The following is a 26,972-nucleotide window of genomic DNA, read 5'->3' on the forward strand; positions in this document are numbered from 1 at the left end:
ACTGACACACCATGACAGCCACCGCCCCGCCCTTCGGGCCCTCCCCGTCCCCGACCCGCCGGCCGTTCGCCGCGGCCGCGCTCCTCGCCGCGCTCATCACCGCGGTGGCCGGCCTGCTGCTGGGCGGTGCGGCGCCCGCATCCGCGCACGCCGCGCTGACCGGGAGCGATCCGCAGGACGGGGCGGTGGTCGCCTCCGCACCCAAGGAGGTCACGCTCACCTTCTCCGAACAGGTCGCCGTGGGCGCCGGTTCGATCCGGGTCCTGGACCCCGGCGGCAAGCGCGCCGACACCGGCGCGGCCCCCCGCGATCTGCGGAGCGGCTCCACCGCGAAGTACGGCGTCGCGCTCCACTCCGGGCTCCCGGACGGCACCTACACGGTTGCCTGGCAGGCCGTGTCCGCGGACAGCCACCCGGTCTCCGGCGCCTTCACCTTCTCCATCGGTGCCCCGTCCAAGACCACGGTCGCCCTTCCGACGGACCAGGCCGGCGGCGGCCTGGTGGGCACGCTCTACGGCATCGCGCGGTACGCCGCGTACGCCGGATTCATCCTGCTCGCCGGCGGCGCCGCCTTCATCCTGGCCTGCTGGCAGCGTGGGGCGGGCGCACGCCCGTTGCAGCGCCTGGTCGTACGCGGCTGGCTGACCCTCACCGCGGCCACCCTCGCCATGCTGCTGCTGCGGAATCCGTACACCGGCTCCGGGAAACTCGCCGACGCCTTCGACCTCGACGGCCTGAAAGCCGTGCTCGAGACCAAGCCCGGGGCCGCACTCGTCTCCCGGCTGCTGCTGCTCGGCGCCTCCGCACTCTTCATCGCCGTGCTGTTCGGGGCGTACGCGAAACGTGAGGACGAACAGGAGAAGAAGGACCTCACCTTCGGGCTCGCCGTCGGCGGCACGGTCGTCGCCGCCGGCATCGCCGGGACCTGGGCCCTGGCCGAGCACGCCTCGACCGGACTCCAGCCCGGAATCGCGATGCCCGTGGACGTCCTGCACCTGCTGGCCGTCGCCGCCTGGCTGGGCGGACTCGCGGCGCTCCTGGTCGCGCTGTACCGGACCCCGGACATCGGCGTCACCGCCGTACGGCGCTTCTCCCGCATCGCGTTCGGCAGCGTGCTCGTCCTCACCGCGACGGGGATCTACCAGTCCTGGCGCCAGGTCGGCTCCTGGTCCGCGCTCACCGGCACCCGGTACGGGCAGCTGCTGCTCGTGAAGGTGGGCCTCGTCGCGGTGCTGGTCGGGATCGCCTGGATCTCACGACGCTGGACCGCCCGGCTGACCGCGGGGACGACGGCCGCCGTCGAGGCGCCGGCCGAGGCCGCCACGGAGGACGACTCCACCGGCCCGGACGGCTCCCCGGCGGAGGACGCCGGGCCGGAGACGGACGCCGGGCCCGAGGACCCCGCGCGAGCCTCCCAACTGGCCCGGCAGAAGGCCGCCGTGGCCACTGCCACCAAGAAGCGGATCCGCGATGCGGACCCCGACCGGTCCGGGCTCCGGCGCTCCGTACTCGCGGAGGTCGGCGTCGCGGTGGCGCTGCTGGCGGTGACGACCGTACTGACCTCGACCGAGCCGGGACGTACCGAGGAGGAAGCGGCACGCGCCTCGACCGCCGCGGCCGCACCCGCGGCCGAGGCGCCCGCCCTGAGCCTGCCGTTCGACACCGGTGGCCGGAACGGCAAGGGGACCGTCCGGATGGACATCGACCCCGGCCGCACCGGCGCCAACGGGCTGCATCTCTGGCTCGAGAGCCCCGACGGGCAGGCCATGGACGTCCCCGAGGTGAAGCTCGCCTTCACCCTGAAGTCCAAGGACATCGGCCCACTGCCGGTCGTCCCCGACCGGCTCACCGAGGGGCACTGGATCGCGAGCGGCATCCAGATCCCGATGGCGGGCGACTGGAACGTCGCGGTGACCGTGCGCACCTCGGACATCGATCAGACCACCGTCGACAAGAACGTGAAGATCGGCTGAGCAGGATCGTGAGCAGAGACAACAGGAACCACGGAGACGACAGCGCCGGATCCGGCCTCTCCCGGCGGCGGCTGCTCGGCAGCATGGGAGCTGCCGGCGCGGGCGGACTGGTGCTGGGCGCCGCGGGCGGTGCGACCGGCTACGCCACCACCCGCCCCGACGAACCGCCGGCCCTCGCCTCGCTCGGCTCCCAGCAGGCGGTGTTTCACGGGAAACATCAACCGGGGATCACCACGCCGCTCCAAGCGCGCGGCCATCTCATCGCCTTCGACCTGGCACCGGGCTCGGGGCGGGCGGAAGCCGCCGCCCTGATGCGTCGCTGGTCCACCGTGGCGAAGCGCCTGATGGCCGGCGAACCCGCCGATACGGGCGCGGCGGACGGCCCGGGGCACGACACCGGTATCGCGCTGGACGCCGGTCCCTCCGCGCTGACCGTCACCTTCGGCTTCGGCTACACCTTCTTCGAACGCACCGGCCTGGTGGACCGCCGGCCCCCGGGCCTGGACCCCCTGCCGCCGTTCTCCGCCGACCGGCTCGATGCCGGGCGTTCCGATGGCGACCTCTGGGTTCAGATCGGCGCCGACGACGCGCTCGTCGCCTTCCACGCCCTGCGCGCCGTCCAGAAGGAGGCCGCCGCAACGGCCCGGGTGCGCTGGCAGATGAACGGCTTCAACCGCACCCCCGGCGCCACCGCCGAGCCGCTGACCGCACGCAATCTGATGGGACAGGTCGACGGCACCGGCAACCCGAAACCGTCGGAGAGCGACTTCGACCGGCGTATCTTCGTCCCCGCTCGGCCGGGACCGGGCGACGACGCGCAGCACGCCTGGCTGGCCGGCGGGTCGTACGCGGTCGTACGGCGGATCAGGATGCTGCTCGACGACTGGGAGAAGCTCCCGGTGGCCCACCAGGAACGCGTCATAGGGCGACGCAAGGCGGACGGCGCACCGCTGAGCGGCGGCAGCGAGACCACTGCGATGGACCTCGACAAGGCGGGCCCCGACGGCAAACTGCTCATCCCCGCCAACGCCCACGCCCGGATCTCCTCCCCCGAACGCAACAGCGGGGCCGCGATGCTGCGCCGCCCGTTCTCGTACCACGACGGCATCGCGGCGGACGGCACTCCGGACGCGGGACTGCTGTTCATCTGCTGGCAGGCCGACCCGCTGAAGGGATTCGTGCCGGTACAGCGCAAACTCGACCGGGGCGACGCGTTGTCGCCGTTCGTCCGGCACGAGGCGAGCGGCCTGTTCGCGGTACCCGGCGGCGCGGCGGACGGCGAGTACGTGGGACAGCGGCTGCTGGAGTCCTGAGCCACCCCGGCGCATTAGGGTGACGGTATGTCCGCCACGCGCTACGCCTATCTCGGCCCCGAAGGCACCTTCACCGAGGTCGCCCTCCGTACGCTCCCGGAAGCCGCCACTCGGGAACTCGTCCCGATGGTCTCCGTACCGGCGGCACTGGATGCGGTACGGAACGGGGCCGCCGCGGCAGCCCTCGTACCGATCGAGAACTCCGTGGAGGGCGGCATCACCGCGACCCTCGACGAGCTGACCACCGGCGAACCGCTGATGATCTACCGCGAGGTGCTGCTCTCCATCACCTTCGCGCTGCTGGTGCGCCCCGGTACCAAGCTCTCCGACGTCAAGACGGTCACCGCGCACCCGGCCGCACAACCGCAGGTGCGCAACTGGATGGCGGCCCATCTGCCGCAGGCCGTATGGGAGTCGGCGGCATCCAACGCGGACGGTGCGCGGCTGGTGCAGGAAGGGCGGTACGACGCGGCCTTCGCCGGTGAGTTCGCCGCGGCCACCTACGGCCTGGAGCCGTTGGTGACGGAGATCCACGACGCGGAGAACGCGCAGACCCGCTTCGTCCTGGTGGGCCGTCCGGCCCGACCCGCGGCGCCCACCGGCGCGGACAAGACGTCGGTGGTCATCTGGCTGGGCGACGACCACCCCGGCGCGCTGCTCGAACTCCTCCAGGAATTCACGGTCCGCGGGGTGAACCTGATGCTGATCCAGTCGCGCCCGACCGGAGCCGGCATCGGGAACTACTGCTTCGCCGTGGACGCAGAGGGGCACATCGCGGACCGCCGGGTCGGCGAGGCACTGATGGGGCTGAAGCGGATCTGCCCGAAGGTGCGGTTCCTCGGTTCGTATCCGCGTGCGGGGGTCTCCGCGGAGGACGTACGCCCGTTGCGCGCGGGGACGTCGGACCGGGAGTTCACCGACGCCTCGGACTGGCTGGGCCGGGTCCAGGACGGACGGGCCTGACCGGGACCCCGGCCAAGGCCTGACGGGGCCTCCTGACGGGCCCCGACGAGGCCTTGGCGATCCGGTCGCTGACGAGACGAGGGCCGGTGACCGGAGCCGATCGCTGGGCCGACGGCCGGAGTTGATGTCCTGGTCGCCCCTGCCCCGAGGCCGATGGAGCGTGCGCCGGTGGACCGGCCGGCGAACCGTTGACGGACGGCCGGAGCCGGCTCTTCGGTGGTGGTGGCATGCCTCCATCACCGGTCCTATCTGCTGATTTTCATAATCCACAAAGTTATCCACAGGGCCGGTTCTCGACCTGGGGACAAGTCGACACCCCAATACGACATGGTCGACAAATCTCTGCACTCACCCCACATGGGTCCACAGAGCGGCAGGTCGGGTCGTGTCACCCCAATTCCGTTGATCAACTCTTTAGGACGAGGAATTCCCACCCGAATGAGTGTGTGAAGCGAGTTTGAGCGGGGAATCGATGAGCCTTCACATGGCTTTCGGAACGATCTCTCCCTGCATCCACAGATCTTCCACACAGCCTGTGGATAACTCTGGAGAGCTCCCCTCCCCTGTGGACAAGCGATGACCAACTCCCCTCGCGCGCAAGGCCGATGCGTCAAGAACAGAAGCCACTTCTGGTCCATTCAGGCGAATAGGGGTTCTTTATTGACAGCCGGAACCGACCAGCGATGCCGATTTGACTCCAGCATTAACAATTGCGGCAATTCGGGCAAAGTGACACGCTCGGCAATATCGGTTCGAGCTGGGGAAGCGCACACCGGTAGCCTGGAGGGGTGATTGACCTTCGCCTGCTCCGTGAGGACCCCGACCGTGTTCGCGCCTCCCAGCGCGCCCGTGGAGAGGACGTCGCACTCGTCGACGCTCTTCTCTCCGCCGACGAACGGCGCAGGTCGTCCGGTGTCCGCTTCGACGAACTCCGTTCCGAGCAGAAAACGCTCGGAAAGCTCATCCCCAAGGCTTCGCCCGAGGAGCGCACCGAGCTGCTCAAGAAGGCCGAACAGCTGAAGGCCGACGTCAAGGCGGCCGACGCGGCTCAGGACGAGGCCGACGCCGAGGCCAAGGGCCTGCTGCTGCAGCTCGGCAACATCGTCCACGAGGACGTGCCGGTCGGCGGCGAGGAGGACTTCGTCGTCCTCGAGACGCACGGCACCATCCGGGACTTCGGTGCCGAGGGCTTCCAGCCCAAGGACCACCTGGAGCTCGGCGAGAAGCTCGGCGCCATCGACATGGAGCGCGGTGCCAAGGTCTCCGGATCGCGCTTCTACTACCTGACGGGTGTCGGCGCGCTGCTGGAGCTCGCGCTTGTCAACGCCGCGATCGCGCAGGCCACCGAGGCCGGCTTCATCCCGATGCTGACCCCCGCGCTGGTCCGCCCGCGCGCCATGGAGGGCACCGGTTTCCTCGGCCAGGCCGCGGAGAACGTGTACCACCTGGAGAAGGACGACTACTACCTGGTCGGCACGTCCGAGGTCCCGCTCGCGGCGTACCACATGGACGAGATCATCGACGCCGACAAGCTGCCGCTGCGGTACGCCGGTTTCTCGCCGTGCTTCCGCCGCGAGGCCGGTACGTACGGCAAGGACACCCGCGGCATCTTCCGCGTCCACCAGTTCGACAAGGTCGAGATGTTCTCGTACGTCGACCCGGCGGACGCCGAGGCCGAGCACCGGCGTCTCCTGGACTGGGAGAAGCAGTGGCTCACCGCCCTCGGGCTGCCGTTCCAGGTGATCGACGTGGCCACCGGCGACCTGGGGGCCTCGGCCTCCCGGAAGTTCGACTGCGAGGCGTGGATCCCGACCCAGGGCAAGTACCGCGAGCTGACCTCCGCGTCGAACTGCGACGGCTTCCAGGCACGCCGCCTCTCCGTCCGGATGCGCGACGGCAAGAAGGTCCAGCCGCTCGCCACGCTGAACGGCACGCTCTGCGCGGTCCCGCGCACCATCGTGGCGATCCTGGAGAACCACCAGCTGGCCGACGGTTCGGTGCGGGTGCCCGAGGTGCTCCGTCCGTACCTGGGCGGGCGTGAGGTTCTGGAGCCGGTCGCCAAGTGACCTTCCCCTACAAGCTCGTCGCGACCGACCTCGACGGCACGCTGCTGCGTGGCGACGACACGGTCTCCGAGCGGACCCGCGAGGCACTGGCCGCCGTCACCGAGGCCGGTGCCGCGCACATCATCGTCACCGGTCGGGCCGTCCCGTGGACCCGGCACATCCTGGACGACCTGGGCTACGACGGTCTCGCGGTCTGCGGCCAGGGTGCGCAGGTCTACCACGCGGGCGAGCACAAGCTGTTGACCTCGCTGACGCTGGACCGGCAGCTCGCCGGTATCGCACTGTCCAAGATCGAGGCGGAGGTCGGCCCGCTCGCCATGGCGGCGAGCCGCGACGGGCTCGACGGTGAAGTGCTGGTCGGTCCCGGCTACCGCGTGCAGGAGGGGCCGCTTCCCGCGGTCTTCGTGAAGGACCCGGCCGAGCTGTGGTCGGCGCCGCTGAACAAGGTCTACATCCAGCATCCGGAGCTCGACGACGACGCACTGGCGAAGGCGGCACGCGGGGCCGTCGGCAGCCTGGTGGACGTGGTCATGGCGGGCCCCGGCGTGGTGGAGCTCCTGCCGCTGGGACTGAGCAAGGCGACCGGGCTCTCACTGGCCGCGCGCCGGCTGGGCCTGAAGGCGGCGGACACGCTCGCCTTCGGTGACATGCCGAACGACATCCCGATGTTCGCCTGGGCGCAGCACGGTGTGGCGATGGCCAACGCGCACGACGACCTCAAGGCCGTGGCGCACGAGATCACCGCATCGAACGAGGACGACGGCATCGCGGTGGTCCTGGAGCAACTGCTCTAGGCGGTACGACTTCTGCGCCGGTTGCGCGGGAATCACGGGCCGGGTGCAGGGGTGCACCCGGCCCGTGATCGTGTGTGCGGCGCCCCGGCGTAGGCGGGCGATCGGGCGGAGGATGCGCGGATCGAACGCGCGCGGGGTTCAGGGCCCCGACGACGGCTTAGCAAGCCGCTGCCTTACCACTCGGCCAATCCTCCGGGTGGGCGGCCGCGCAATACGCGCAAGAAAGCCGCCCCGGGCGTACCGCTGCGAGCGGCTCGTCGGAGTGAGGTGATGGTTACTCCGGCGTCTGCTCCCGGCCGCCCTGGTGGGAACTCGACGGACTCGAACTCCTGGTCATCGTCGCGCTCCTCTCCCGGTCCTGTGGCGTGCGCTTGCGTCAACCACTGTGCCCGAAGGCCCACTTGTCCGCCACTCAATATTCGAGCGGTGGCACCCGCCCGGGCAACTCGCGGCCCGCGACCGGCCGGTAGGGGCCGGTCCGGGCGGACCGCGAGCGCCGGTCGGGGATCAGCGGCGCTCGGGGCGGCTCCGCAGATCCTGGAGCTGCCGGACGAAATCATCCATCCGGGCGTCGATTCGGACGATGTCCTCGGACACGTCGCCGAGCCTGACACTCGTCGCACCGACGATCCGATGGGTGGCTTCCAGCCTCCGGTCGAGGCTGTCGAGCCGGTACGACATCCGGCCCAGCACCGGGCCGAGCTCCTGGAGCGCCGATCCGGCTCCGGCCAGGCAGCTCTCGACCCGGGTGACGCGCCGGTCGAGGGAGGTGAGACCGGCCCGCAGGTCCTCCTCCGCGTCGAGGAGATACGTACGGACGCATCGAGCGATGTCGCTGTCGCGAAGAAGCATGGCGACGTTGAGCACCGTCCGGCGGGTGAAGAGCCTCAGCCGAGCGGCAGCCTGTGGATAACTTCCCGCCTCCTCACCCTTCCATAGCGACATCATGTCGCTATGGAAGGATCGCAGCTCAGAGCCGTGCAGAACCCGCATGCCGTTCTCGGTGAACTCCTTGTGATGGCGATCGGTTCAGCCTTCTGAGGGAGGCTGTGGATACTTCGAAGTAGCGGGCCACATCCTCTGTGCGGACGTGAATTCCATCGGGGAGCATGACAAGGCTCTTCACCTTGTCGAGGACATCGACGCGCCCCATCTGCTCGACGCGCAGCAGGTGCGATTCGAGCAGGGCGACTTCCGTGGGCATGGGCATGCCTTCCGTTCGCGAAGACGACGTTGGACAGCCCTCTCCCCGGGCTTCAGGGGCGGAGGACGCTCACGGTTGCCACTCACCCGATGACCGACTCGGCCGGCGTTGCCTCACCGCAGTCGGCTATCCCCAATTTCACGAACGCTACGACGCCACGGAATCCAGTTGCCTCCACGCTTCCTGAACAACGAGCGGACAAACGTACAGTTACGCGTACGGCTGTTCGCTCATGCGTCAACCCCCGCCCGAAGGACAGGGGTTGACGGAACAGCGCGGCGGAGACCGCCGGTTCACTCCTCGCCGGCGAGCTTCAGCGTGCGCAGCTTCTGGCCGGCGTACCAGGTGGCGAGCACCGTGACCGCGGCCAGCAGAACGGTCGCGAGCGGCAGCCCGACGTCCGAGGTGATCACGTCCTGCCCGGCGACCTTCTCGGCGAGCGCGAGCGACCACTGCTGCACGCTGAGCGTGCGTGCCCCCGGTACCAGGCTGCCGAAGAACGCCTCCCACACCAGCGCGTAGACCAGGCCGAGGACGACCGCGTGCCTGCTGACCGTGCCGAGCAGCAGGAACAGTGCGCTGTACGCGATCGAGGCGACCAGCGCCGCGATCATGTAAGCCACCGCGATCTGCTGGCCGTTGCCGTTGAGGATCAGGCCCGCGACGAATGTCGGCAGGGCCGAGAAGACCATGGTCACGGCGATCGCCACGATCAGCTTGGTAAAGATGATCGTCGGCCGTTTCACCGGCTTGGCCAGCAGATAGACGATCGAGCCGTCGTCGATCTCGGGCCCGATGGCACCGGTACCGGCGATCACACCGATCAGCGGCACCATCGTGGCGATGGCGAAACCACCCAGCACATCGGTGGCGACCTGGTCATCGGCCCCGGCGAACACCCGTACCGCCAGGGCGATGACGAGCAGCAGTGCGGGCAGGACGAAGAGGATGGCGGCCCGGCGCCGGCCGAGCAGGGCCCGGTAGGTGAGCCGGGCGACTGTGGGGTTGTACATGACGCTTCACAGCTCCTTTCAGGCCACTACTCAGGCCGCTACGAGGTAGGAGAAGACCGATTCGAGGGACTCGTCGGACGGCGAGACGGTGAGCAGCCGGATTCCGTGTTCGCGGGCGACCTTCGGCAGCAGAGTGGTGAACCGTCCGAAGTCGACCGCCTGGATCCGCAGGGCCTGCTCGCCCAGGTCGACTTCGATGCCGGCCGTCGACGGGTCGGCGATGAGCGCGGCAGCGAGTGCGCGGTCGTCGCTGGACCGTACGAGATAGCGGTGCGGGCGGTCCGTCATCAGGCGGCGGATCTTCCGGAAGTCGCCGGACGCGGCGTGCCGGCCGGCCACGATCACCTCGATGTGGGAGGCGAGTTGCTCGACCTCTTCGAGGATGTGCGAGGAGAACAGGACCGTCCGGCCCTCGGCGCCCATCCGGCGCAGCAGTTCCATGAGCTGCATCCGCTGGCGCGGGTCCATCCCGTTGAACGGCTCGTCGAGCAGGAGCACGGACGGTGCGTGGACCAGCGCGGACGCCATCTTCACGCGCTGGCGCATGCCCTTGCTGTACGTGGAGATCTTGCGGTCCTGCGCATACTCCATCTCGACCGTGGCCAACGCCTGCTGCGCGGCGGCGTCGTCGAGCCCCTGCAGCTCGGCGTTGGCGACGACGAACTCGCGGCCGGTGAGGAAGTCGTACATCGCCTCCCGCTCGGGGACGATGCCGATCTGCCGGTAGACCGCCTCGTTGCGCCAGATCGGTGCTCCGTCGAGTGTCACCGTCCCGGTCGAAGGCGCGAGGAATCCGGCCATCATGTTGATCAGTGTGGACTTTCCCGCCCCGTTGGGGCCGAGCAGCCCGGTGACGCCGGGTCCCACCGTCATGCTGACGTCGTTGACGGCGACCACGTTGCCGAACCAGCGCGAGGTGTGGTCGATCTCGATGGTGGTCACAGCCCGACCCTCCGGTAGCGGCGCATCAGTACGGCGTACGAGCCGGCGACGAGCGCGAGGACAACGATCAGATACACCACGCCGGTTGCGGCGCCCGGAGCTTCGCCTCCGGGGAACGCGGACGTGGCACCGAGGAACGCGCTCTGGACGCCGCCGATCAGCGTGATCGGGGAGAAGAGCCCCAGCCACTGCACGGCACCCGTCGAGCCCGTCCCCCAGGCGATGGCCTGGACGGTGGAGACCGCGCCGTACGAGATGGTCAGGGTGGCGATCACCGCCGCCACGCCGAAGCCGCGGCGCGGCGTCAACGCGGCCATGACGAGGCCGATTCCGGCGAAGAGCACGGAGAGCAGTGCCACCGACACCACCCCCTGTCCGAACCACTTGGTCTGGTCGGCGAAGTCGAACTTCGCCAGCAGGGCGCCCACGTACATCACGAGCAGCGGCGTCAGGGTGAGGAGGAACAGGGCGGATGCCATGGCGGCGTACTTGGCGACGACGTAGTCGACGCGCTCGATGGGCCGCGAGAAGTACAGGGGGACGCTCTTGAAGCGGAGGTCCCGGGAGACGGACTGCGGCGCCTGCGAGGCGATGAAGAGGCCGATGACGGCCTGCAGGTAGATCGCGAAGTCCGTGTACTTGATCACCAGCTTCGTCGCGCCCGGGGTGGCCATCCCGATGGCCACGATGATCAGCGCGACCAGGCACATCACGCCGAAGAGCAGCATCGGCAGCACCTTGGACTTGGCGGAGCGGCCCAGTCCGAAGGAGCCTCGCAGAGACTGCGAGTAGAGGGAGCGGCGGGCATAGCCGCGGCCCAGGCGCGGGCCGTCGTAGGAGCGGTACCCGATGTTGTGGATGCGGGTGTTGTCGCTCCTGGTCACGGCCCCGGTCTCAGCGCTCATCGCGACCGCTTCCCTTCTGCTGTGCGGCGTCGGCCAGGTTCGTCTCCGTGGCCGCCGCAGCGGCTTCGGTACGGAAGACCTCCGCGATGTGGTGGCGTCGCTGTTCCATCCGTACGAGTCCGAGCCCGAGCCCGGCGACGCTGTCGCGGACCACGTCGTACGTCTTCTCGCCGTCGGCCTCGACCAGCAGGATGTGGCCGGCGCCGGGCAGGGCGTCGCTCTCGATGCCGTCGTGGCCGACGAGCGTGACCCCGGCTGCCGTGAGTGCCCTGCGCAGGGCGTCCGTGCCGTCGGGGTGGGTGTCGCTGTCGGTGACCTCGACCGCGAGGGTCGTGGTGGTCTGGGTGAAGTCACTGGTCGAGCTGGACCGCAGCAGGGCCCCGCCGTCGATGACGACGACGTGGTCGCAGGTTCGCTCCAGCTCGCCCAGGAGGTGCGAGGTCACCAGGACCGAGATGCCGAAGTCGGTGTGGACACGCCGGATCAGGCCGAGCATCTCGTCCCGGCCGACCGGGTCCAGGCCGTTGGTCGGCTCGTCGAGGAGGACCAGCTGCGGGTCGTGGACCAGCGCCTGGGCCAGCTTCACCCGCTGCTTCATCCCGGTCGAGTAGCCGCCGATGGGACGGTAGCGCTCCTCGTACAGACCGACGTGGCGCAGCGTGTCGGCGGTGCGTTCGCGCGCCGCGGTCGGCGGCAGTCCGGACATCCGCGCCATGTGGACGACGAACTCGGTGGCCGAGACGTCCGGCGGCAGGCAGTCGTGCTCGGGCATGTAGCCGACCCGTTCCCGGATGGCGGCGCCGCTGGTGGCGACGTCGAGCCCGAGCACCGACGCCCGGCCTTCGGTGGCGGGGGACAGACCCAGCAGGATCTTGATCAATGTGGACTTGCCGGCTCCGTTGGAACCCACCAGGCCGGTCACACCGGGTCCGATGTCCAGGGAGAGCCGGTCAAGCGCGGCCACCCGGGGGAACCGCTTGCTCAGACTTTCGGTCGCGATCACAGTCACGTGTTCGAAGGTAGTGGCGCAGGCCACAACATTCGTCAGACCAGGCGGTTGGATCCGCGTCAGACTCCAGTCGTACGGACCCGTAGGGGGACCCCACGAAGGAGGACGCCGAACGTGGGGGTGGCTCGCCGGGCGCGGGCCGGGAACGCCCGTCGAGTTGTCCACAGGTCTCCGCACACCCCTTGACGCAGCCGCCGGGCATTGTCACATTCATCAGTGTCACGTTACGGGCACGTACCGCACACCCCATGGGACGGACGGTGGCATGGATTCACCGGTGAAGGACGGACTTCCCCCGGAGTTGCGGGGGTTCAGAGAGGTGCAGCGCCTCGCGTACGCCTGCGCGGAGGAGGTCGCCGCCCGGCTCGAACCCGGGATGACGGAGCGGGAGGCCGCCCGGATGCAACGGGAGTGGCTGCGCGGGCATGGGGTGCGCGACTGGTTCCATCTCCCGTTCGCCTGGTTCGGTGACCGCACGGCGTTCGCGGGTTTCAAGGTGCCGCTGCAGTTCTTCCCCACCAACCGGGAGCTGGAGCCGGGGATGCCGTTCATCCTCGACATGGCGCCGGTGCACCAGGGGTTCACGGCGGACATCGGCTATTCCGGATGTCTCGGCCCCAACGCGCTCCACGACAGGCTCCTCACCGATCTGGAAGTGCACCGGAAGCTGATTCTCGACGAGGTCCGCGAGAGGCGTTCGCTGCGCGAGATCTACGAGGACGTCGACCGCCTGATGATCAGGCAGGGGTACGCCAACAGGCATCGCGCGTATCCCTTCGGTGTCATCGCCCACAAGATCGACCGGGTTCCCCGACGCCGCTGGTCACCACGGGTGTTCGGGTTCGGTGCGCAGTCGCTCAAGGGTCTCGCCGGTGATGTGCTGCACGGCCACCGGGACGGCTGGTCGCCGCTGTGGAGCCCGTACGGATTCTCCGACCATCCGCCGCAGCCGGGGCTGTGGGCGGTCGAACCCCATCTCGGGTTCCGGGGTACGGGCGTGAAGTTCGAGGAGATCCTGGTCGTCACCGACTCCAAGGATCCCGGGCAGAGCGCCTTCTGGCTGGACGACGATCTGCCGCATGTGCGGCGCTGGGCCGAGGAGAGGGTGGCGGCGTGAAACTGCACGATGTACCGGGATTCCGTGAACGCCGCCTGCGCACGGGCGGGATCGAGCTGTGCGTGGCCGAACTCGGCGAAGAGACACGTCCCACGGTGGTGCTGGTGCACGGCTACCCGGACAGCAAGGAGGTCTGGACCGACGTCGCACGGCAACTGGCGGAGCGCTGGCACGTCGTGCTGTACGACGTACGCGGACACGGCCGGTCGACGGCGCCGGAGCCGCTGCGTGGCGGCTTCACCCTGGAGAAGCTCACCGATGACTTCCTCGCCGTCGCCGACGCAATCAGCCCGGACCGGCCGGTGCACCTGGTCGGGCACGACTGGGGTTCCGTCCAGGCCTGGGAGTTCGCGACGGTCGGGCGCACCCAGGGGCGCATCGCTTCCTTCACATCGATGTCGGGCCCCTCCCTGGACCATTTCGGCCACTGGATCAAGCAGCGGATCGCCCGGCCCACCCCGCGCCGGGTCGGCCAGCTGCTCGGCCAGGGCGCCAAGTCCTGGTACGTGTACATGCTGCACACGCCGGTGCTGCCGGAGCTCGCCTGGCGGGGCCCGCTCGGCAAGCAGTGGCCCCGGATGCTCCAGCGCCTCGAAAAGGTGCCCGCGGGCGACTACCCGACGCCGTCCCTGCCGAACGACGCGGCGCACGGCGCCTGGCTCTATCGCGACAACGTCCGCGCCCGGCTGCGCAGGCCGCGCGCCGACGCGTATGCGCATGTACCGGTGCAGCTGATCACGCCGACCGGCGACATCTTCCTCTCGGAGAAGCTCTACGACCGGCTGGAGGAGTGGGCCCCGGGCCTGGTACGGCGCTCGCTGCCGGGGAAGCACTGGGTACCGCGCACCCGCCCCGATCAACTGACGTACTGGATCAATGAGTTCATCACCGCCAACGAGACGGCGCAGGAGGACGGCCGGCCCGCCCGGACAGCTGAGCCGACCGGGGCGCACGCCGACCGGTTCAGCGGCCGGCTGGTCCTGGTGACGGGTGCGGCCAGCGGGATCGGGCGGGCCACCGCGTTCGCGTTCGCCGAGGCGGGCGCCCGGGTGGTCGCTGTGGACCGGGACGCCGAGGGGGCGGCCAGAACGGCGGAGCTGGCCCGCCTGATCGGCTCCCCCGCGGCCTGGGGCGAAGCGGTGGACGTCAGCGACGAGCAGGCCATGGAGAAGCTCGCCGAGAAGGTCGCAGCCGAGTACGGCATTGTCGATGTGCTCGTCAACAACGCCGGGATCGGCCTGTCCGGCTCCTTCCTGGACACCACGAGTGAGGACTGGAAGAACGTCCTCGACGTCAACCTGTGGGGCGTCATCCATGGCTGCCGGATATTCGGCCGGCAGATGGCCGACCGCGGACAGGGCGGGCACATCGTCAACACCGCTTCTGCCGCCGCGTATCAGCCGTCACGGGCGCTGCCCGCGTACAGCACCTCCAAGGCGGCGGTGCTGATGCTCAGCGAATGCCTGAGGGCCGAACTCGCCGAGCACTCGATCGGGGTCAGCGCGATCTGTCCCGGCATCGTCAACACCGGCATCACGGCCGCCACGCACTTCACGGGGGCCGACGAAGCGGAGGAGCAGCGTCTGCGGAAGCGGACCAGCAGGCTGTACGGGCTCCGCAACTACCCGCCGGAGAAGGTCGCGGAGGCGATCCTCGGGGCGGTGGTGCACAACCGGGCCGTGGTGCCGGTGACGCCGGAGGCCCGGGCCGCCCGGTTCCTGTCCCGGCTCAGCCCCGCCGCACTGCGCGGGATCGCCCGGCTGAAGCCGCCGCTGTGAGCGGGACCGGCTCGTCGGCCGCGTCGCCCCGATCCGCCGCGGAGTACCGGATCGAGGACCTGGCGCATGCGAGCGGCGCCACGGTCCGTACGATCCGCGCCTACCAGGACCGGGGGCTGCTGCCGACAGCGGAGCGGCGCGGCCGGGCCAATGTGTACCGGGACACGCATCTGGCCCGGCTGCGGCAGATCGCCGACCTGCTGGACCGCGGTTACACGCTGGCCAGCATCAAGGAGCTGCTGGAGGCGTGGGACACGGGACGCGGGCTGGGCGGGGTGCTCGGGCTCGTCGCCGAGGTGCACGGACCGTGGACGGACGAACAGGCCGGCCGGATCAGCCGGGACGAGTTGCATGCGAGGTTCGGCGGCGCCCAGGACGACCAGGCGGTGGCCGAGGCGGTCGAGCTCGGCGTGCTGGAGCGCGTCCCGGGACGGGACGACGAGTTCTTGGTACCGAGTCCTCAAGAGCTGTCGGTGGCTGTCGAGTTGCATGCCGCAGGCGTTCCGCTCGCCGCAATCTCCGTTCATCTGCGTGAACTTCGCGGGCAGGTCGAGCACATGGCCTCGCGTTTCCTGGAGTTCACCACGGAGCATGTGTTCGCCCGCTATCTCGGACATCGCCCGCCGACGGACACGGACGCGGCGGAGGCGGCCGCGCTGGTGCGACGGCTCCGCCCGCTCGCCCAGCAGACGGTGGACGCCGAACTGGCCAGAGCCATGCGGACGTTCGCGCCGCGTCACCTTCAGCGGCATCTCGGTGCCGACGCTCCGGCCGATTCGGATTCTTCGACAAGTGAGCAGCCTTTCGTGCGACTGCCGGTGGAGACAATGCGCGCCGTGCAGAGAATGGTTGGCCCGCAGAACGTCGCCGCGTTTGTCGCGGCCGCCGCCGAACGAGAGGTACAGACAAGAACATTGGACGCACTTGCCTCATCTCATATCAAAACGAGACAAGTTGACCAAATGGGTTGATACACAAGGGACTTGTCCACAGAATCGTCAACTCGCCTGTGGATAAGTCCAGTTGGCTGTGGATCAAACCTGTGGACGAAAATCATCGGTGCGAATCGTGCACTAATCCTGGTGCGCCGGACTGATCTCCACGGGCACTCTGTCCGGATGGATGAGAGACGTACCGTCAAGGTGTCCAAATACCTCGCGCAGCATCTACGGCATCAGCCGGACCGGATCGGAATCACTCTCGACGTGAACGGCTGGGTGCCGATCGACGAACTGCTCCGGGCTGCGGCCCGGCACGGCTTCCCCATCACCCGCGCCGAGCTCGACCACGTCGTGGCGGCCAACGACAAGCGGCGCTACGCCATCGAGGGCGACCGCATCCGTGCGAGCCAGGGCCATACCGTCCCGGTGGACCTGGGCCTGCCCCCGGCCGAACCGCCGGCGTACCTCTACCACGGCACCGTGGGCCGTGCTCTCGACGCGATCCGCGACGAGGGGCTGCGCCCCATGAACCGGCTGCACGTCCATCTCTCGGCCGACCGTGAGACGGCGACCCGCGTCGGCGCCCGCCGTGGCCGGCCCGTGGTCCTCTCCGTCGACGCCGGTGCGATGCACCGTGCCGGCCACACGTTCTACGTCAGCGCGAACGGGGTCTGGCTCACCGCTGCCGTTCCCCCGGAGTTCCTGCGCCTTCCCGGCTGACCGCCGCCACTCCCTGCCGCTCCGAGCCCGGCAGCCCGCCGGGCAACCCCTGATCCCGCGCCGCACGACGCGTTCGTCGAACCGAGCGGCCCTCCGGCCGTCAGGGTCCCGGTGCTCCCGGGGGACGGCCCGAAGACCGCCGTCGCGTGCATCGGTCCCCCCGGCTTCCCGTGCGGCTCCGCGCCTGCCCTCCCGCGGCCGGCAAGCCCAGGGACGGCCCACGTGAAGAGAGCTCCCCTGCCTACCGGCCGGTCGCCGGTCGAGCTGCCGTCCGGAGCCGGGACACGCGGGGGCCACGTCCTGCGCGGCGCCCTGCAGCTCAGCCGCGGCACGCAACGCGGGCTCTCCCCACCGGGGCATATCTCTCCCTCCGACCATCCAGACGTATGGTCATATGTATGCGTTTGAGCACAGTAATTCTGCCGATCCACCGCTGGGGCGAGGGCCGAAAGGTCTGGCAACGCGCCGAGGGACTCGGATTCCACGCCGCGTACACCTACGACCACCTGGCCTGGCGGACCTTCCGCGAGGGTCCGTGGTTCGGCGCCGTTCCGACCCTGACGGCCGCGGCCGCCGCCACCGAGCGCCTGCGTCTGGGCACCCTCGTCACCTCACCCAACTTCCGGCACCCGGTACCGCTGGCCAAGGACCTGATCACGCTGGACGACGTCTCCGGCGGCCGGATCACCCTCGGCATCGGGGCCGGCGGCAACGGCTTCGATGCCACGACGCTGCGCAGGAGCGACGAGGAGCCGTGGACCCCGCGCGAGCGGGCCGACCACTTCGCCGAGTTCGTACCGCTCCTCGACCGGCTGCTACGGGAGCCGTCGGTCACCTACGAGGGCGAGCTCTACGTGGCCAACGAGGCCTGGAACGTCCCGGGCTGCGTACAGCGCCCCCGGCTGCCCTTCGCGGTGGCCGCCACCGGTCCGCGCGGACTGAAGCTCGCCGCCCGGTACGGGCAGGCATGGGTCACCACCGGCGACCCCAAGCTGTTCGAGACGGGTACCCCCGAGCAGTCCGTGGAGGCGATCCGCGGACAGGTCACCAGGCTCGGCGCGGCCTGCGAAGCCATCGGCCGGGACGTCACCGAGCTGGACAAGATCCTGCTCACCGGCTTCACCCCGGACCGTCCGCTGGAGTCCTTCGACGCGTTCGTGGACTTCGCGGGTACCCACTTCGAGCTGGGCTTCACGGAGATCGTGCTCCACTGGCCGATCCCGGACTCCGAGTTCGCGGCGGACGAGAAGGTCTTCGAGCGGATCGCCACCGAGGGGCTGTCCCAGCTCGGCTGAGCCGCACACCCCCCTCGCAGCACCCCGTTGGCATATGCGTCAGGCATGTTCCCCGGTCAGGGGCGCGCACTCTCACATGCGCGCCCCTCCGCACAACCGTGCACGCCCGTACGCGAGAATGGGCAGGTGACCTCAGCTACCGACTCGCCTCTGCCTGCCGTCCCCCGGCTGATCGCCACCGATCTGGACGGCACTCTGCTGCGTGACGACAAAACCGTCTCGGACCGCACCATCGCGGCTCTGGCCGCAGCCGAGGAAACCGGGATCGAGGTCTTCTTCGTCACCGGCCGCCCGGCCCGCTGGATGGGTGTCGTCAGCGACCACGTCCACGGTCACGGCCTCGCCATCTGCGCCAACGGCGCCGCGGTCGCCGATCTGCACGCGGGCGGCAGGCTGGTCAAGGTCCGCCCGCTGGAGCGCTCCGTCGCCCTCGACGTCGTCAGCGCCCTGCGTGTGGCGGCCCCCGGCACCTCGTTCGCCGTCGAGCTGACCACCGGCATCCACTACGAGCCCGCCTACCCGCCGCTCCATCTCGACCCGGTCGCCACGGTCGCCGTCGCCGAGAAGCTGCTCCACGAAGAGACCCCGGGTGCCGGGGCTCCCGTGCTCAAGCTCCTGGCGCACCACGCCGAGCTGGCCCCGGACGACTTCCTCACCGTGGCGCGCACGGCGGCCGGCGGCCTGGCCTCCCTCACCCGGTCCAGCCCCACGGCCCTTCTGGAGGTCAGCGGGCCCGGCGTCTCCAAGGCCAGCACCCTCGCGCTCTGCTGTGCCGAGCGGGGCATCTCGCCCGCCGAGGTCGTCGCCTTCGGCGACATGCCGAACGACGTGGAGATGCTGAACTGGGCAGGCACCTCGTACGCGATGGGCAACGCGCATCCGGCCGCGGTGGCCGCCGCATCCGGCCGGACCGCCACCAACGAGGAGGACGGCGTAGCGGTCGTCATCGAGCGGCTCGTGGCCCGGCGCCGGGCCACGCGCAGCCGAGACTGAGCCCGGGGCGCGGCGCCCCCGCGGGCGTCCGGCAGCCGCCCCGGCCGTCACAGCGGCGCCTCCCACACCACCGTCGTGCCGCTCCCGCCCTCGCCGAGACCCGGCCCGAACCAGCTCGCCCCGCCCAGTGACTCCGCCCTGCGCGCCAGATTCCGAAGTCCGCTGCGCCGCCCGCCCTCCGGGATGCCCACGCCGTCGTCGGCGACGGACAGCCGTACCGCGTCGCGTCCGTCGGGCAGCATGGCCGTCGCGTCCACGACCACGTCGATCAGGGACGCCTGGGCATGGCGGAACGCGTTGGACAGCGCCTCCCGCAGCGCCGCGATCAGGTTCTTTCCGGTAAGTTCGCCGACCAGCGAGTCGACCGGGCCGAGGAACCGGTGCGACGGTTTGAAACCCAGTGGCACGGCCGCCATGTTGATCTCGCGCAGGATGCGGGTGCGCAGCCCCGAGGGCGCCTCGGCCGGCTCCTGCTGCAGAGCGAAGATCGCGGTGCGGATCTCCTGGATCGTCACGTCCAGTTCGTCGACAGCCCGTCCCACACCGGTCCGCACCTCGGGTACGGCCGATCGGCGCTGGGCGCTCTCCAGCATCATGCCGGTGGCGAACAGCCGCTGGATGACCAGATCGTGCAGATCCCGGGCGATCCGGTCGCGGTCCTCGTAGACCGCGAGCCGCTCCCGGTCACGCTGCGCCTCCGCCATCATCAGCGCGAGTGCGGCCTGCGAGGCGAACTGTCCGGCCAGCATCCGCTCGGTGTCGCTGAACGGCCGGTCGCCCCGGGCTCGCGGAGTGGCGAGCACGCCGAGTATCCGTCCGCCGCTCTGCAGCGGCAGCAGCATGCTCGGGCCGAACTGGTGGGACAGCCTGGTGATCATGCGCGAGTCGGTGGCCGAGTCGTCCATGACGACCGCCTCTCCGGCCAGCAGCTTCGCCACCACCGGGTTCTCCGGACCGATGATCACTCCGAGCGAGGCGGACGGGTTGTCGGCGGAGACGGCGACGATCTCCAGACCGCCCCCCTCGGCCGGCAACAACACGATCCCCGCTGCGGAGGCGGCGAGGTGACGGGCCTGTTCGGCGACGACGGCCAGCGCGTCGTCCGCGTCCCCGCCCGAGAGCAGCGCGGTGGTCACCGCCACCGATCCGTCGATCCACCGCTCGCGCTGGCGCGCCGCCTCGTAGAGCCGGGCGTTGCCGATGGCGATCCCCGCCGCCATGGCGAGCACCCGCACCATGCGCAGGTCGTAGTCGGTGAACTCGCCCCCGCCGTCCTTCTCCGTCAGATAGAGGTTGCCGAAGATGTCTCCCTGGACGCGGATCGGGACCCCGAGAAAGCTCCGCATCGGGGGATGGGCGGACGGAAATCCGGCGAACCTCGGATCAGCCGTGAGATCAGCGAGTTTCAGCGGTGCCGGATCGTGGATCAGTGCGCCGAGCAGTCCCCGGTGGCCACTGGGCCGGTGTCCGATCTCGGCGTCCGCCTCCGCCGGCATCCCGAACGTGAGGAAGTCGGAGAGCCCCTTGCCCTCCTCGTCGACGACGCCGATGGCGGCATAGCGGGCGTGGGCCAGCTCGGCGGCGGTCTCGCAGATCCGGTCAAGGGTGGCGTGCAGTTCGAGTCCGGTGCCGACGGAGCGCATGGCTTCGAGCAGTTGCGGGACGCGGGCGGTGAGCTCGGTGGACAGACCCTGCAGGGCGCGGGTCGCCCGCGTAGCGGCTTCGAGTGAGTCCTTCGGGTCCTGCTCTGCCATACCCAGAGCCTAATTAATCCCTTTTGGTGGGGAAAGTCGGCTGACAGTTCCGGAGGTCCGCTGCTACGCCCGCCCGACGGGGTCCGGCACCCGTACCGACTCCTGCTCACGGTCGAGCATCCGGCGCAACGGGCCGGCCACCTCCGCGAGAGCGGCATACGGACCGCGCTGCACGATCCTGCCGGCGTCCATCACCACCACCTCGTCGACGGTTTCCAGTCCCGCCAGCCGATGGGTGATCAGTAGCGTCGTGCGCCCCCGGGTGGCAGCCAGCAGATCGGTGGTCAGGGCGTCCGCCGTCGCCAGGTCCAGGTGCTCCGCGGGCTCGTCCAGGACGAGCACGGGGAAGTCGGCGAGGAGGGCGCGGGCGAGCGCGAGCCGCTGGCGCTGGCCTCCGGAGAGGCGTGCGCCGTGCTCGCCGACGAGGGTGTCGAGTCCGTCCGGCAGCGCTTCGGCCCAGTCGAGCAGCCGGGCCTGCGCGAGGGCGGCCCGCAGTTCGTCGTCCGTCGCGCCGGTGCGGGCCAGCCGCAGGTTCTCCCGGATGGAACTGTCGAAGACATGGGCGTCCTGGGCACACAGCCCGACGTACCGCCGTACGGCGTCCCCGTCGAGCGTGGACGCCTCCACACCGCCGATCCGGTAGGTCCCCGCCCGCGCGTCCAGGAATCGGAGCAGGACCTGCGCGAGGGTGGTCTTTCCGGAGCCGGACGGACCGACGACGGCGATACGCCGGCCCCGGGTCAGTGTCAGGTCGACGGAGACCAGGGCGTCCCGCGCCGCTCCGGCGTAGTGGGCCGTCAGCCCCCGGACCTCCAGGGGGAAGGGCGAGGCGGGCGGATCGGCCGGGGTGGCGGGGTCACCCACCGGCACCGGGGCGTCCAGCACCTCGTACACGCGCTCCGCGCTCCGCTTGGCCCGCTGCCGGTACTGGGCGGCGAGCGGCAGCCCGGTCACGGCCTCGAAGGCGGCGAGCGGGGTGAGCACCACCACCGCGAGTTCGACCCCGGCGAGCCTTCCGGCGCCGACCGCCGGGACCGCGACGAGTGCGGCGGCGACCACGGTCAGACCGCAGATGGCGGCGGAGAGACCCGCACCGAGCCCGGTGGCCCTCGCCGCCCGTGCCGCGATCCGGGTCAGGGCACCGTCGGCCTCGCGTGTCCGTGCCAGACGCGCGGGGAGAGCGCCCGCGACGGTCAGTTCAGCGGTCCCGCCGAGCAGATCGGTGATCCGGGTCGCCAGATCGGCCCGCGCGGGCGCCAGTCGGCGTTCCGCACGACGGGCGCAGGCTCCGCTCACCAGCGGCACCCCGACCCCGGCCAGCAGCAGACCGACGGCGAGCACCATGCCCGCCCCGGGCAGCAGCAGACCGGTGAACACAGTGGCCGTGGCCCCCACGAGGACCGCGGTCCCCACGGGCAGCAGCCACCGCAGCCAGTAGTCCTGCAGGGCGTCCACATCAGCGACGAGCCGGGACAGCAGATCCCCCCGCCGTGTCCGGGCGAGCCCGGCCGGCGCGATCCGCTCCAGCCCCCGGTACACGGCGACACGCAGCTCGGCGAGGACCTTGAGCACCGCGTCGTGCGAGACGAGACGCTCGGCGTAGCGGAAGACGGCGCGCCCGAGCCCGAAGGCGCGGGTCGCGGTCACGGCGACCATCAGATAGAGCACCGGTGGCTGCTCGGACGCGCGGGATATCAGCCATCCGGAGACAGCCATGAGCCCGACGGCCGAGCCGAGCGCGAGGCTGCCCAGCAACAGCGCGAGTGCCAGCTGTCCGCGCTGCGCCCCTGCGGCCTTCCGAACCCGTCCGAGCGCCCGCCCGGAACGGGTCCCGGTCTCACCCGACGCCCCGGCTCCCCACGTCTCCTCGGTCCGGGCGCCGGGCACACGCGCCGGCCGCTCCCCGCCTGCCGTCCCCGTGGTCGTCGGCCGTACCGGTGCCGTGCCCGGCTCCAGCGTCACCACCCGGTCGGCGATCGCGAGGAGCGCCGGGCGGTGCACGACCAGTAGTACGGTGCGTCCGGCCGCCAGCCTCCGTACCGCTTCGACGATCCCCGCCTCCGTCTCGCCGTCCAGACCGGCCGTCGGCTCGTCGAGCAGCAGCAGCGGCCGGTCGGCGAGGAACGCCCGGGCGAGCGCGAGTCGTTGCCGTTGGCCGGCGGAGAGCCCCGCACCGTCCTCACCGAGCACCGTCCGTGCGCCGTCGGGCAGTTCCGTCACGAAGTCGTAGGCCCCGGCGTCCCGCAGCGCCGCCGTCACCGCACTGTCCTCCGCGTCCGGGCGGGCCAGCCGTACGTTCTCGGCGATCGTGCCCGCGAAGAGGTGCGGGCGTTGCGGCACCCAGGCGATCCGTTCCCGCCAGCGCTCGGGGGCGAGGGTCGCCAGATCCGTGTCCCCGACCCGCACCCGTCCCCCGTCGGGCTCCGCGAACCCCAGCACGACGTCGAGCAGCGTCGACTTCCCGACACCGCTGGGACCGACCAGAGCGACGGTCTCCCCTTCCTCGACCACCAGCGAGGCACCGTCCAGCGAAGGCGCGGTGCGGCCCCGGTGCCGCACCGTCACGTTCTGCAGCTCCAGCCTCAGGGACTGCGGGACGTCCGCCGTGCCACCTCCCCGCACCTCGGTCTCCAGGACCGCGAAGATCTCCTCCGCGGCCGAGAGCCCTTCGGCCGCGGCGTGGTACTGCGCTCCGACCTGCCGGATCGGCAGATATGCCTCGGGCGCAAGGATCAGCACCAGGAGCCCGGTGCGGAGGTCGAGTTCGCCGTGCACGAGGCGCATGCCGATGGTGACGGCGACCAGAGCCACCGAGAGGGTGGCGAGGAGTTCCAGTGCGAAGGACGACAGGAACGCGATCCGCAGGGTCCGCAGGGTGGCCCGCCGGTACTGGGAGGTGATGGCGCGGATCGACTCGGCCTGGGCCTTGGCCCGGCCGAAGACCTTCAGTGTCGGCAGGCCGGCGACCACGTCGAGGAAGTGGCCGGAGAGCCGGGAGAGCAGCCTCCACTGGCGGTCCATCCGGGACTGCGTGGCCCAGCCGATCAGAATCATGAAGAGCGGGATGAGCGGCAGGGTGATCACAATGATCGCTGCCGAGACCCAGTCCTCGGTGACGATCCTGGCGAGGACCGCCACCGGCACGACGACCGCGAGCGCGAGCTGCGACAGATAGCGCGCGAAATAGTCGTCGAGCGCGTCGACGCCGCGGGTGGCGAGGGCCACCAGGGAGCCGGTGCGCTGACCGCTCAGCCAGTCCGGCCCGAGCTCCGCGGCCCGCCCGAGCAGCCGTCCGCGGAGCTCGGACTTGACTGCCGACCCGGCCCGGTACGCGGCCAGTTCGGTCAGCCAGGAGACCAGCCCCCGGCCGAACGCGACCGCTGTCAGCAGGATCAACGGGGTGCGCAGCCCGGAGACGGTCAGACCGTCCTCGAACCCGCCCACCACCACTTCGGCGATGAGCATGGCCTGGGCGATGACCAGCGCCGCCGCGACCGTTCCGAGTGCGACCAGGGCCGCCAGGAAGAGGCGAGTGGCACGGGCGTGGCGGAGCAGGCGCGGATCGATCGGTTTCACGTGAAACATCCCCCAGTGAGGCTAGGGCGGGTGGCGGGGGCGCGGCCGCGGCTCAGGGCCGGGGCCGCGCCGCGGCGCATCAGTGCGCGTCGGCGATGTGCTGCGTACCGATCCGCTTGCGGAACACCCAGTACGTCCAGCCCTGGTACAGCATCACCACAGGAGTGGCGATCCCCGCACACCAAGTCATGATCTTCAGCGTGTACGGGGTGGACGAGGCATTGGTGACCGTGAGGCTCCAGGCGTCGTTCAGCGAGGACGGCATGACGTTCGGGAAGAGCGCCAGGAAGAGCATCGCGACCGCGGCCGTGATGGTCAGTCCCGAGAGCGCGAAGGACCAGCCTTCCCGCCCCGCCGCGATGGCGCCGATCGACCCGGCCAGTGCCACCACCGCAATGATCATTGCGAGCAGACTCAGGCCGTCGCCGTGTTCGGCCTGGGTCCAGATCAGGAAACCGAGGGCGAGTACTGCGGTGACCAGCCCGAGCCGCAGCGCCAGCAGGCCCGCCCGTTCCCGTATGTCCCCGACCGTCTTGAGTCCGGCGAACACCGCACCGTGGAAGGTGAAGAGGAAGAGCGTGACCAACCCGCCCAGGACGGCGTACGGGTTGAGCAGGTCCCCGAGGCTGCCCACGTACTCCATGTCCGCGTCGATCTTCACCCCGCGCACGATGTTCCCGAAGGCCAGGCCCCAGAGGAAGGCAGGGATCAGCGAGGTCCAGAAGATCGCGTGTTCCCAGTTGGTCTGCCACTTCTCCTCCGGACGCTTGGCCCGGTACTCGAAGGCGACACCCCGCACGATCAGACAGAGCAGGATGACCAGCAGCGGCAGATAGAAGCCCGAGAACAGCGTGGCGTACCAGTCGGGGAAGGCGGCGAAGGTCGCGCCGCCGGCGGTGAGCAGCCAGACCTCGTTGCCGTCCCAGACGGGACCGATCGTGTTGATCAGGACCCGGCGTTCCTTTCGGTCACGGGCAAGCAGCTTGGTGAGGACGCCGATCCCGAAGTCGAATCCCTCCAGGAAGAAGTAGCCGGTCCAGAGGACGGCGATGAGCACGAACCAGATGTCGTGGAGTTCCATCTCTCAGCTCCTCTGCTCTCAGTAGGAGAAGGCCATCGGCCGGTCGGCGTCGTCGTGGTCGCCGCCGATCCTGGTGGGCGGGTTGAGGTCGGAGTCCGTGAGTTCCGGGGGCCCGGCCTTGATGTACTTCACGAGCAGCCTGACCTCGATCACGGCGAGCGCCGCGTAGAGCAGGGTGAAGCCGATCATCGAGGTGAGCACCTCGCCCTGCGAGACACCGGGGGAGACCGCGTCGCGGGTCTGCAGCACTCCGTAGACGACCCAGGGCTGGCGGCCCATCTCGGTGAAGATCCAGCCCCAGGAGTTGGCGATCAGCGGGAAGAGGAGCGTCCAGAGGGCGACGATCCAGTAGAGCTTGGTGAGCTTCGGGCTCAGCGCCTTGTTCTTGAAGAGGACCAGATGCGGCACCTCGTCCTCACCGGTCCGCAGCCCGGGCCGCAGCATGAACTTCTTCCGCGTCAGCCACAGTCCCAGCAGACCGAGGCCGAAGGACGCCATGCCGAAGCCGATCATCCAGCGGAAGCCCCAGAAGGCGACCGGGATGTTGGGCCGGTAGTCGCCCGGTCCGAACTTCTCCTGCTCGGCCTTGTTGATGTCGTTGATGCCGGGGATGTACGAGTGGAAGTCGTCGTCCGCGAGGAAGGACAGTATCCCCGGGACCGAGATCTCCACGGTGTTGTGGCCCTTGGCCACATCGCCGACCGCGAAGATCGAGAAGGGCGCCGCGTTCTGCCCCTCCCACAGCGCCTCCGCGGCGGCCATCTTCATCGGCTGCTGCTTGAACATGACCTTGCCGAGCAGATCCCCGCTGACGGCGGTGAGCAGTCCGGCGATCACCACGGTGATCAGTCCGAGCCGCAGCGAGGTGCGCATCACCGGGATGTGCTTCTTGCGGGCCAGGTGGAAGGCGGCGATACCGACCATGAACGCGCCGCCGACCAGGAAGGCCGCCGCGATGGTGTGGAAGAACTGGGCGAGCGCGGTGTTCTGGGTGAGCACCTGCCAGAAGTCGGTGAGCTCGGCCCGGCCCCGCTCCTTGTTGATCCGGTAGCCGACGGGGTGCTGCATCCAGGAGTTCGCCGCGAGGATGAAGTACGCGGAGAGGATCGTCCCGATGGAGACCATCCAGATGCAGGCGAGGTGGATCTTCTTCGGCAACCGGTCCCAGCCGAAGATCCACAGTCCGATGAAGGTGGACTCGAAGAAGAAGGCGATCAGCGCCTCGAAGGCGAGCGGTGCACCGAAGATGTCGCCGACGAATCGCGAGTAGGCGGACCAGTTCATGCCGAACTGGAACTCCTGGACGATGCCGGTGACGACGCCCATCGCGATGTTGATCAGGAAGAGCTTGCCCCAGAACTTGGTCGCCCTGAGGTACTTCTGATTGTTCGTCCGCACCCAGGCGGTCTGCAGGCCGGCGGTGAGCGCGGCGAGAGAGATCGTCAGTGGAACGAAAAGGAAGTGGTAGACGGTGGTGATACCGAACTGCCATCGCGCCAACGTCTCGGGCGCCAGAGCCAGCTCCACGTCGTCTC

General features: G+C 70.0%; 19 protein-coding genes, 1 tRNA gene and 1 pseudogene. 11 read left to right on the plus strand and 10 right to left on the minus strand.

From position 1 onward, the window contains the following. The first annotated feature begins 11 nt into the window (after positions 1-11). The 5 genes from ACFVXE_RS05630 (at position 12) to ACFVXE_RS05650 (ending at position 7,109) form a co-directional block, all read left to right on the plus strand. A complete protein-coding gene (locus ACFVXE_RS05630; RefSeq protein ID WP_389669442.1) occupies positions 12-1,973 on the plus strand; it encodes a copper resistance CopC/CopD family protein in 1,962 nt (653 codons plus the stop codon). Positions 1,974-2,056: 83 nt separating this feature from the next. Next, positions 2,057-3,286 carry an iron uptake transporter deferrochelatase/peroxidase subunit gene (efeB, locus tag ACFVXE_RS05635; RefSeq protein WP_389669546.1) on the plus strand — a complete coding sequence of 410 codons (1,230 nt, stop codon included), beginning with the start codon at positions 2,057-2,059 and terminating at the stop codon, positions 3,284-3,286. A gap of 27 nt (positions 3,287-3,313) precedes the next feature. Next, on the plus strand, positions 3,314-4,249 hold the full coding sequence (pheA, locus tag ACFVXE_RS05640; protein ID WP_389669444.1) for a prephenate dehydratase: 936 nt from the start codon (positions 3,314-3,316) through the stop codon (positions 4,247-4,249). Positions 4,250-5,037: 788 nt separating this feature from the next. Beyond that, entirely contained in the window at positions 5,038-6,315 is a 1,278-nt protein-coding gene (gene serS / locus ACFVXE_RS05645) for a serine--tRNA ligase (protein ID WP_389669445.1), read from the plus strand. Beyond that, on the plus strand, positions 6,312-7,109 hold the full coding sequence (locus tag ACFVXE_RS05650; protein ID WP_389669446.1) for an HAD family hydrolase: 798 nt from the start codon (positions 6,312-6,314) through the stop codon (positions 7,107-7,109). Before serS ends, ACFVXE_RS05650 begins: the two co-directional genes overlap by 4 nt. A 106-nt stretch (positions 7,110-7,215) precedes the next feature. Here the strand turns inward: ACFVXE_RS05650 and ACFVXE_RS05655 are convergent. The 6 genes and pseudogenes from ACFVXE_RS05655 to ACFVXE_RS05680 form a co-directional block, all read right to left on the minus strand. After that, positions 7,216-7,303, minus strand: a tRNA-Ser gene (locus ACFVXE_RS05655). Between the two features lie 313 nt (positions 7,304-7,616). Continuing rightward, positions 7,617-8,313: pseudogene (locus ACFVXE_RS05660) on the minus strand (hypothetical protein). A 293-nt stretch (positions 8,314-8,606) separates the two neighbouring features. Next, positions 8,607-9,326 carry an ABC transporter permease gene (locus ACFVXE_RS05665; protein WP_389669448.1) on the minus strand — a complete coding sequence of 240 codons (720 nt, stop codon included), beginning with the start codon at positions 9,324-9,326 and terminating at the stop codon, positions 8,607-8,609. A gap of 30 nt (positions 9,327-9,356) precedes the next feature. Beyond that, complete coding sequence (locus ACFVXE_RS05670) at positions 9,357-10,268, minus strand: ABC transporter ATP-binding protein (protein ID WP_389669449.1); 912 nt, start codon at positions 10,266-10,268, stop codon at positions 9,357-9,359. After that, the gene (locus ACFVXE_RS05675; protein ID WP_389669451.1) at positions 10,265-11,173 is read right to left on the minus strand and encodes an ABC transporter permease; all 909 of its coding nucleotides are present in this window, start codon (positions 11,171-11,173) and stop codon (positions 10,265-10,267) included. Before ACFVXE_RS05675 ends, ACFVXE_RS05670 begins: the two co-directional genes overlap by 4 nt. Continuing rightward, the gene (locus tag ACFVXE_RS05680) at positions 11,163-12,182 is read right to left on the minus strand and encodes an ABC transporter ATP-binding protein (protein ID WP_389669453.1); all 1,020 of its coding nucleotides are present in this window, start codon (positions 12,180-12,182) and stop codon (positions 11,163-11,165) included. The genes ACFVXE_RS05675 and ACFVXE_RS05680 overlap by 11 nt, the downstream gene beginning before the upstream one ends. A 265-nt stretch (positions 12,183-12,447) precedes the next feature. Between ACFVXE_RS05680 and ACFVXE_RS05685 the strand changes: the two genes are divergently transcribed. The 6 genes from ACFVXE_RS05685 (at position 12,448) to ACFVXE_RS05710 (ending at position 19,026) form a co-directional block, all read left to right on the plus strand. Continuing rightward, entirely contained in the window at positions 12,448-13,299 is an 852-nt protein-coding gene (locus ACFVXE_RS05685) for a M24 family metallopeptidase (protein WP_389669455.1), read from the plus strand. Continuing rightward, complete coding sequence (locus ACFVXE_RS05690; RefSeq protein WP_389669457.1) at positions 13,296-15,077, plus strand: SDR family oxidoreductase; 1,782 nt, start codon at positions 13,296-13,298, stop codon at positions 15,075-15,077. Before ACFVXE_RS05685 ends, ACFVXE_RS05690 begins: the two co-directional genes overlap by 4 nt. After that, positions 15,074-16,048 carry a MerR family transcriptional regulator gene (locus ACFVXE_RS05695; protein ID WP_389669459.1) on the plus strand — a complete coding sequence of 325 codons (975 nt, stop codon included), beginning with the start codon at positions 15,074-15,076 and terminating at the stop codon, positions 16,046-16,048. Before ACFVXE_RS05690 ends, ACFVXE_RS05695 begins: the two co-directional genes overlap by 4 nt. A gap of 147 nt (positions 16,049-16,195) precedes the next feature. Further along, on the plus strand, positions 16,196-16,738 hold the full coding sequence (locus ACFVXE_RS05700) for an RNA 2'-phosphotransferase (RefSeq protein WP_389669461.1): 543 nt from the start codon (positions 16,196-16,198) through the stop codon (positions 16,736-16,738). Positions 16,739-17,136: 398 nt separating this feature from the next. Next, positions 17,137-18,033, plus strand: coding sequence for an LLM class flavin-dependent oxidoreductase (locus tag ACFVXE_RS05705; RefSeq protein ID WP_389669462.1), 897 nt, complete (start codon positions 17,137-17,139; stop codon positions 18,031-18,033). A gap of 126 nt (positions 18,034-18,159) precedes the next feature. After that, positions 18,160-19,026, plus strand: coding sequence for an HAD hydrolase family protein (locus ACFVXE_RS05710; protein WP_389669464.1), 867 nt, complete (start codon positions 18,160-18,162; stop codon positions 19,024-19,026). A 47-nt stretch (positions 19,027-19,073) separates the two neighbouring features. On the opposite strand, the gene ACFVXE_RS05715 is transcribed toward ACFVXE_RS05710, so the two are convergent. The 4 genes from ACFVXE_RS05715 to ACFVXE_RS05730 form a co-directional block, all read right to left on the minus strand. Continuing rightward, positions 19,074-20,780 (minus strand): GAF domain-containing sensor histidine kinase, encoded by a 1,707-nt coding sequence (locus tag ACFVXE_RS05715; RefSeq protein WP_389669465.1) that lies wholly within the window; start codon positions 20,778-20,780, stop codon positions 19,074-19,076. 63 nt (positions 20,781-20,843) lie between these two features. Further along, positions 20,844-24,356 carry a thiol reductant ABC exporter subunit CydD gene (cydD, locus tag ACFVXE_RS05720; protein WP_389669467.1) on the minus strand — a complete coding sequence of 1,171 codons (3,513 nt, stop codon included), beginning with the start codon at positions 24,354-24,356 and terminating at the stop codon, positions 20,844-20,846. Between the two features lie 79 nt (positions 24,357-24,435). After that, entirely contained in the window at positions 24,436-25,437 is a 1,002-nt protein-coding gene (cydB, locus tag ACFVXE_RS05725; protein WP_389669468.1) for a cytochrome d ubiquinol oxidase subunit II, read from the minus strand. Positions 25,438-25,455: 18 nt separating this feature from the next. Then, a complete protein-coding gene (locus tag ACFVXE_RS05730; protein WP_389669470.1) occupies positions 25,456-26,964 on the minus strand; it encodes a cytochrome ubiquinol oxidase subunit I in 1,509 nt (502 codons plus the stop codon). Positions 26,965-26,972 lie beyond the last annotated feature (8 nt).

Source organism: Streptomyces sp. NPDC058231, assembly GCF_042882275.1.
In the GTDB taxonomy this organism is placed as follows: Bacteria; Actinomycetota; Actinomycetes; order Streptomycetales; family Streptomycetaceae; genus Streptomyces.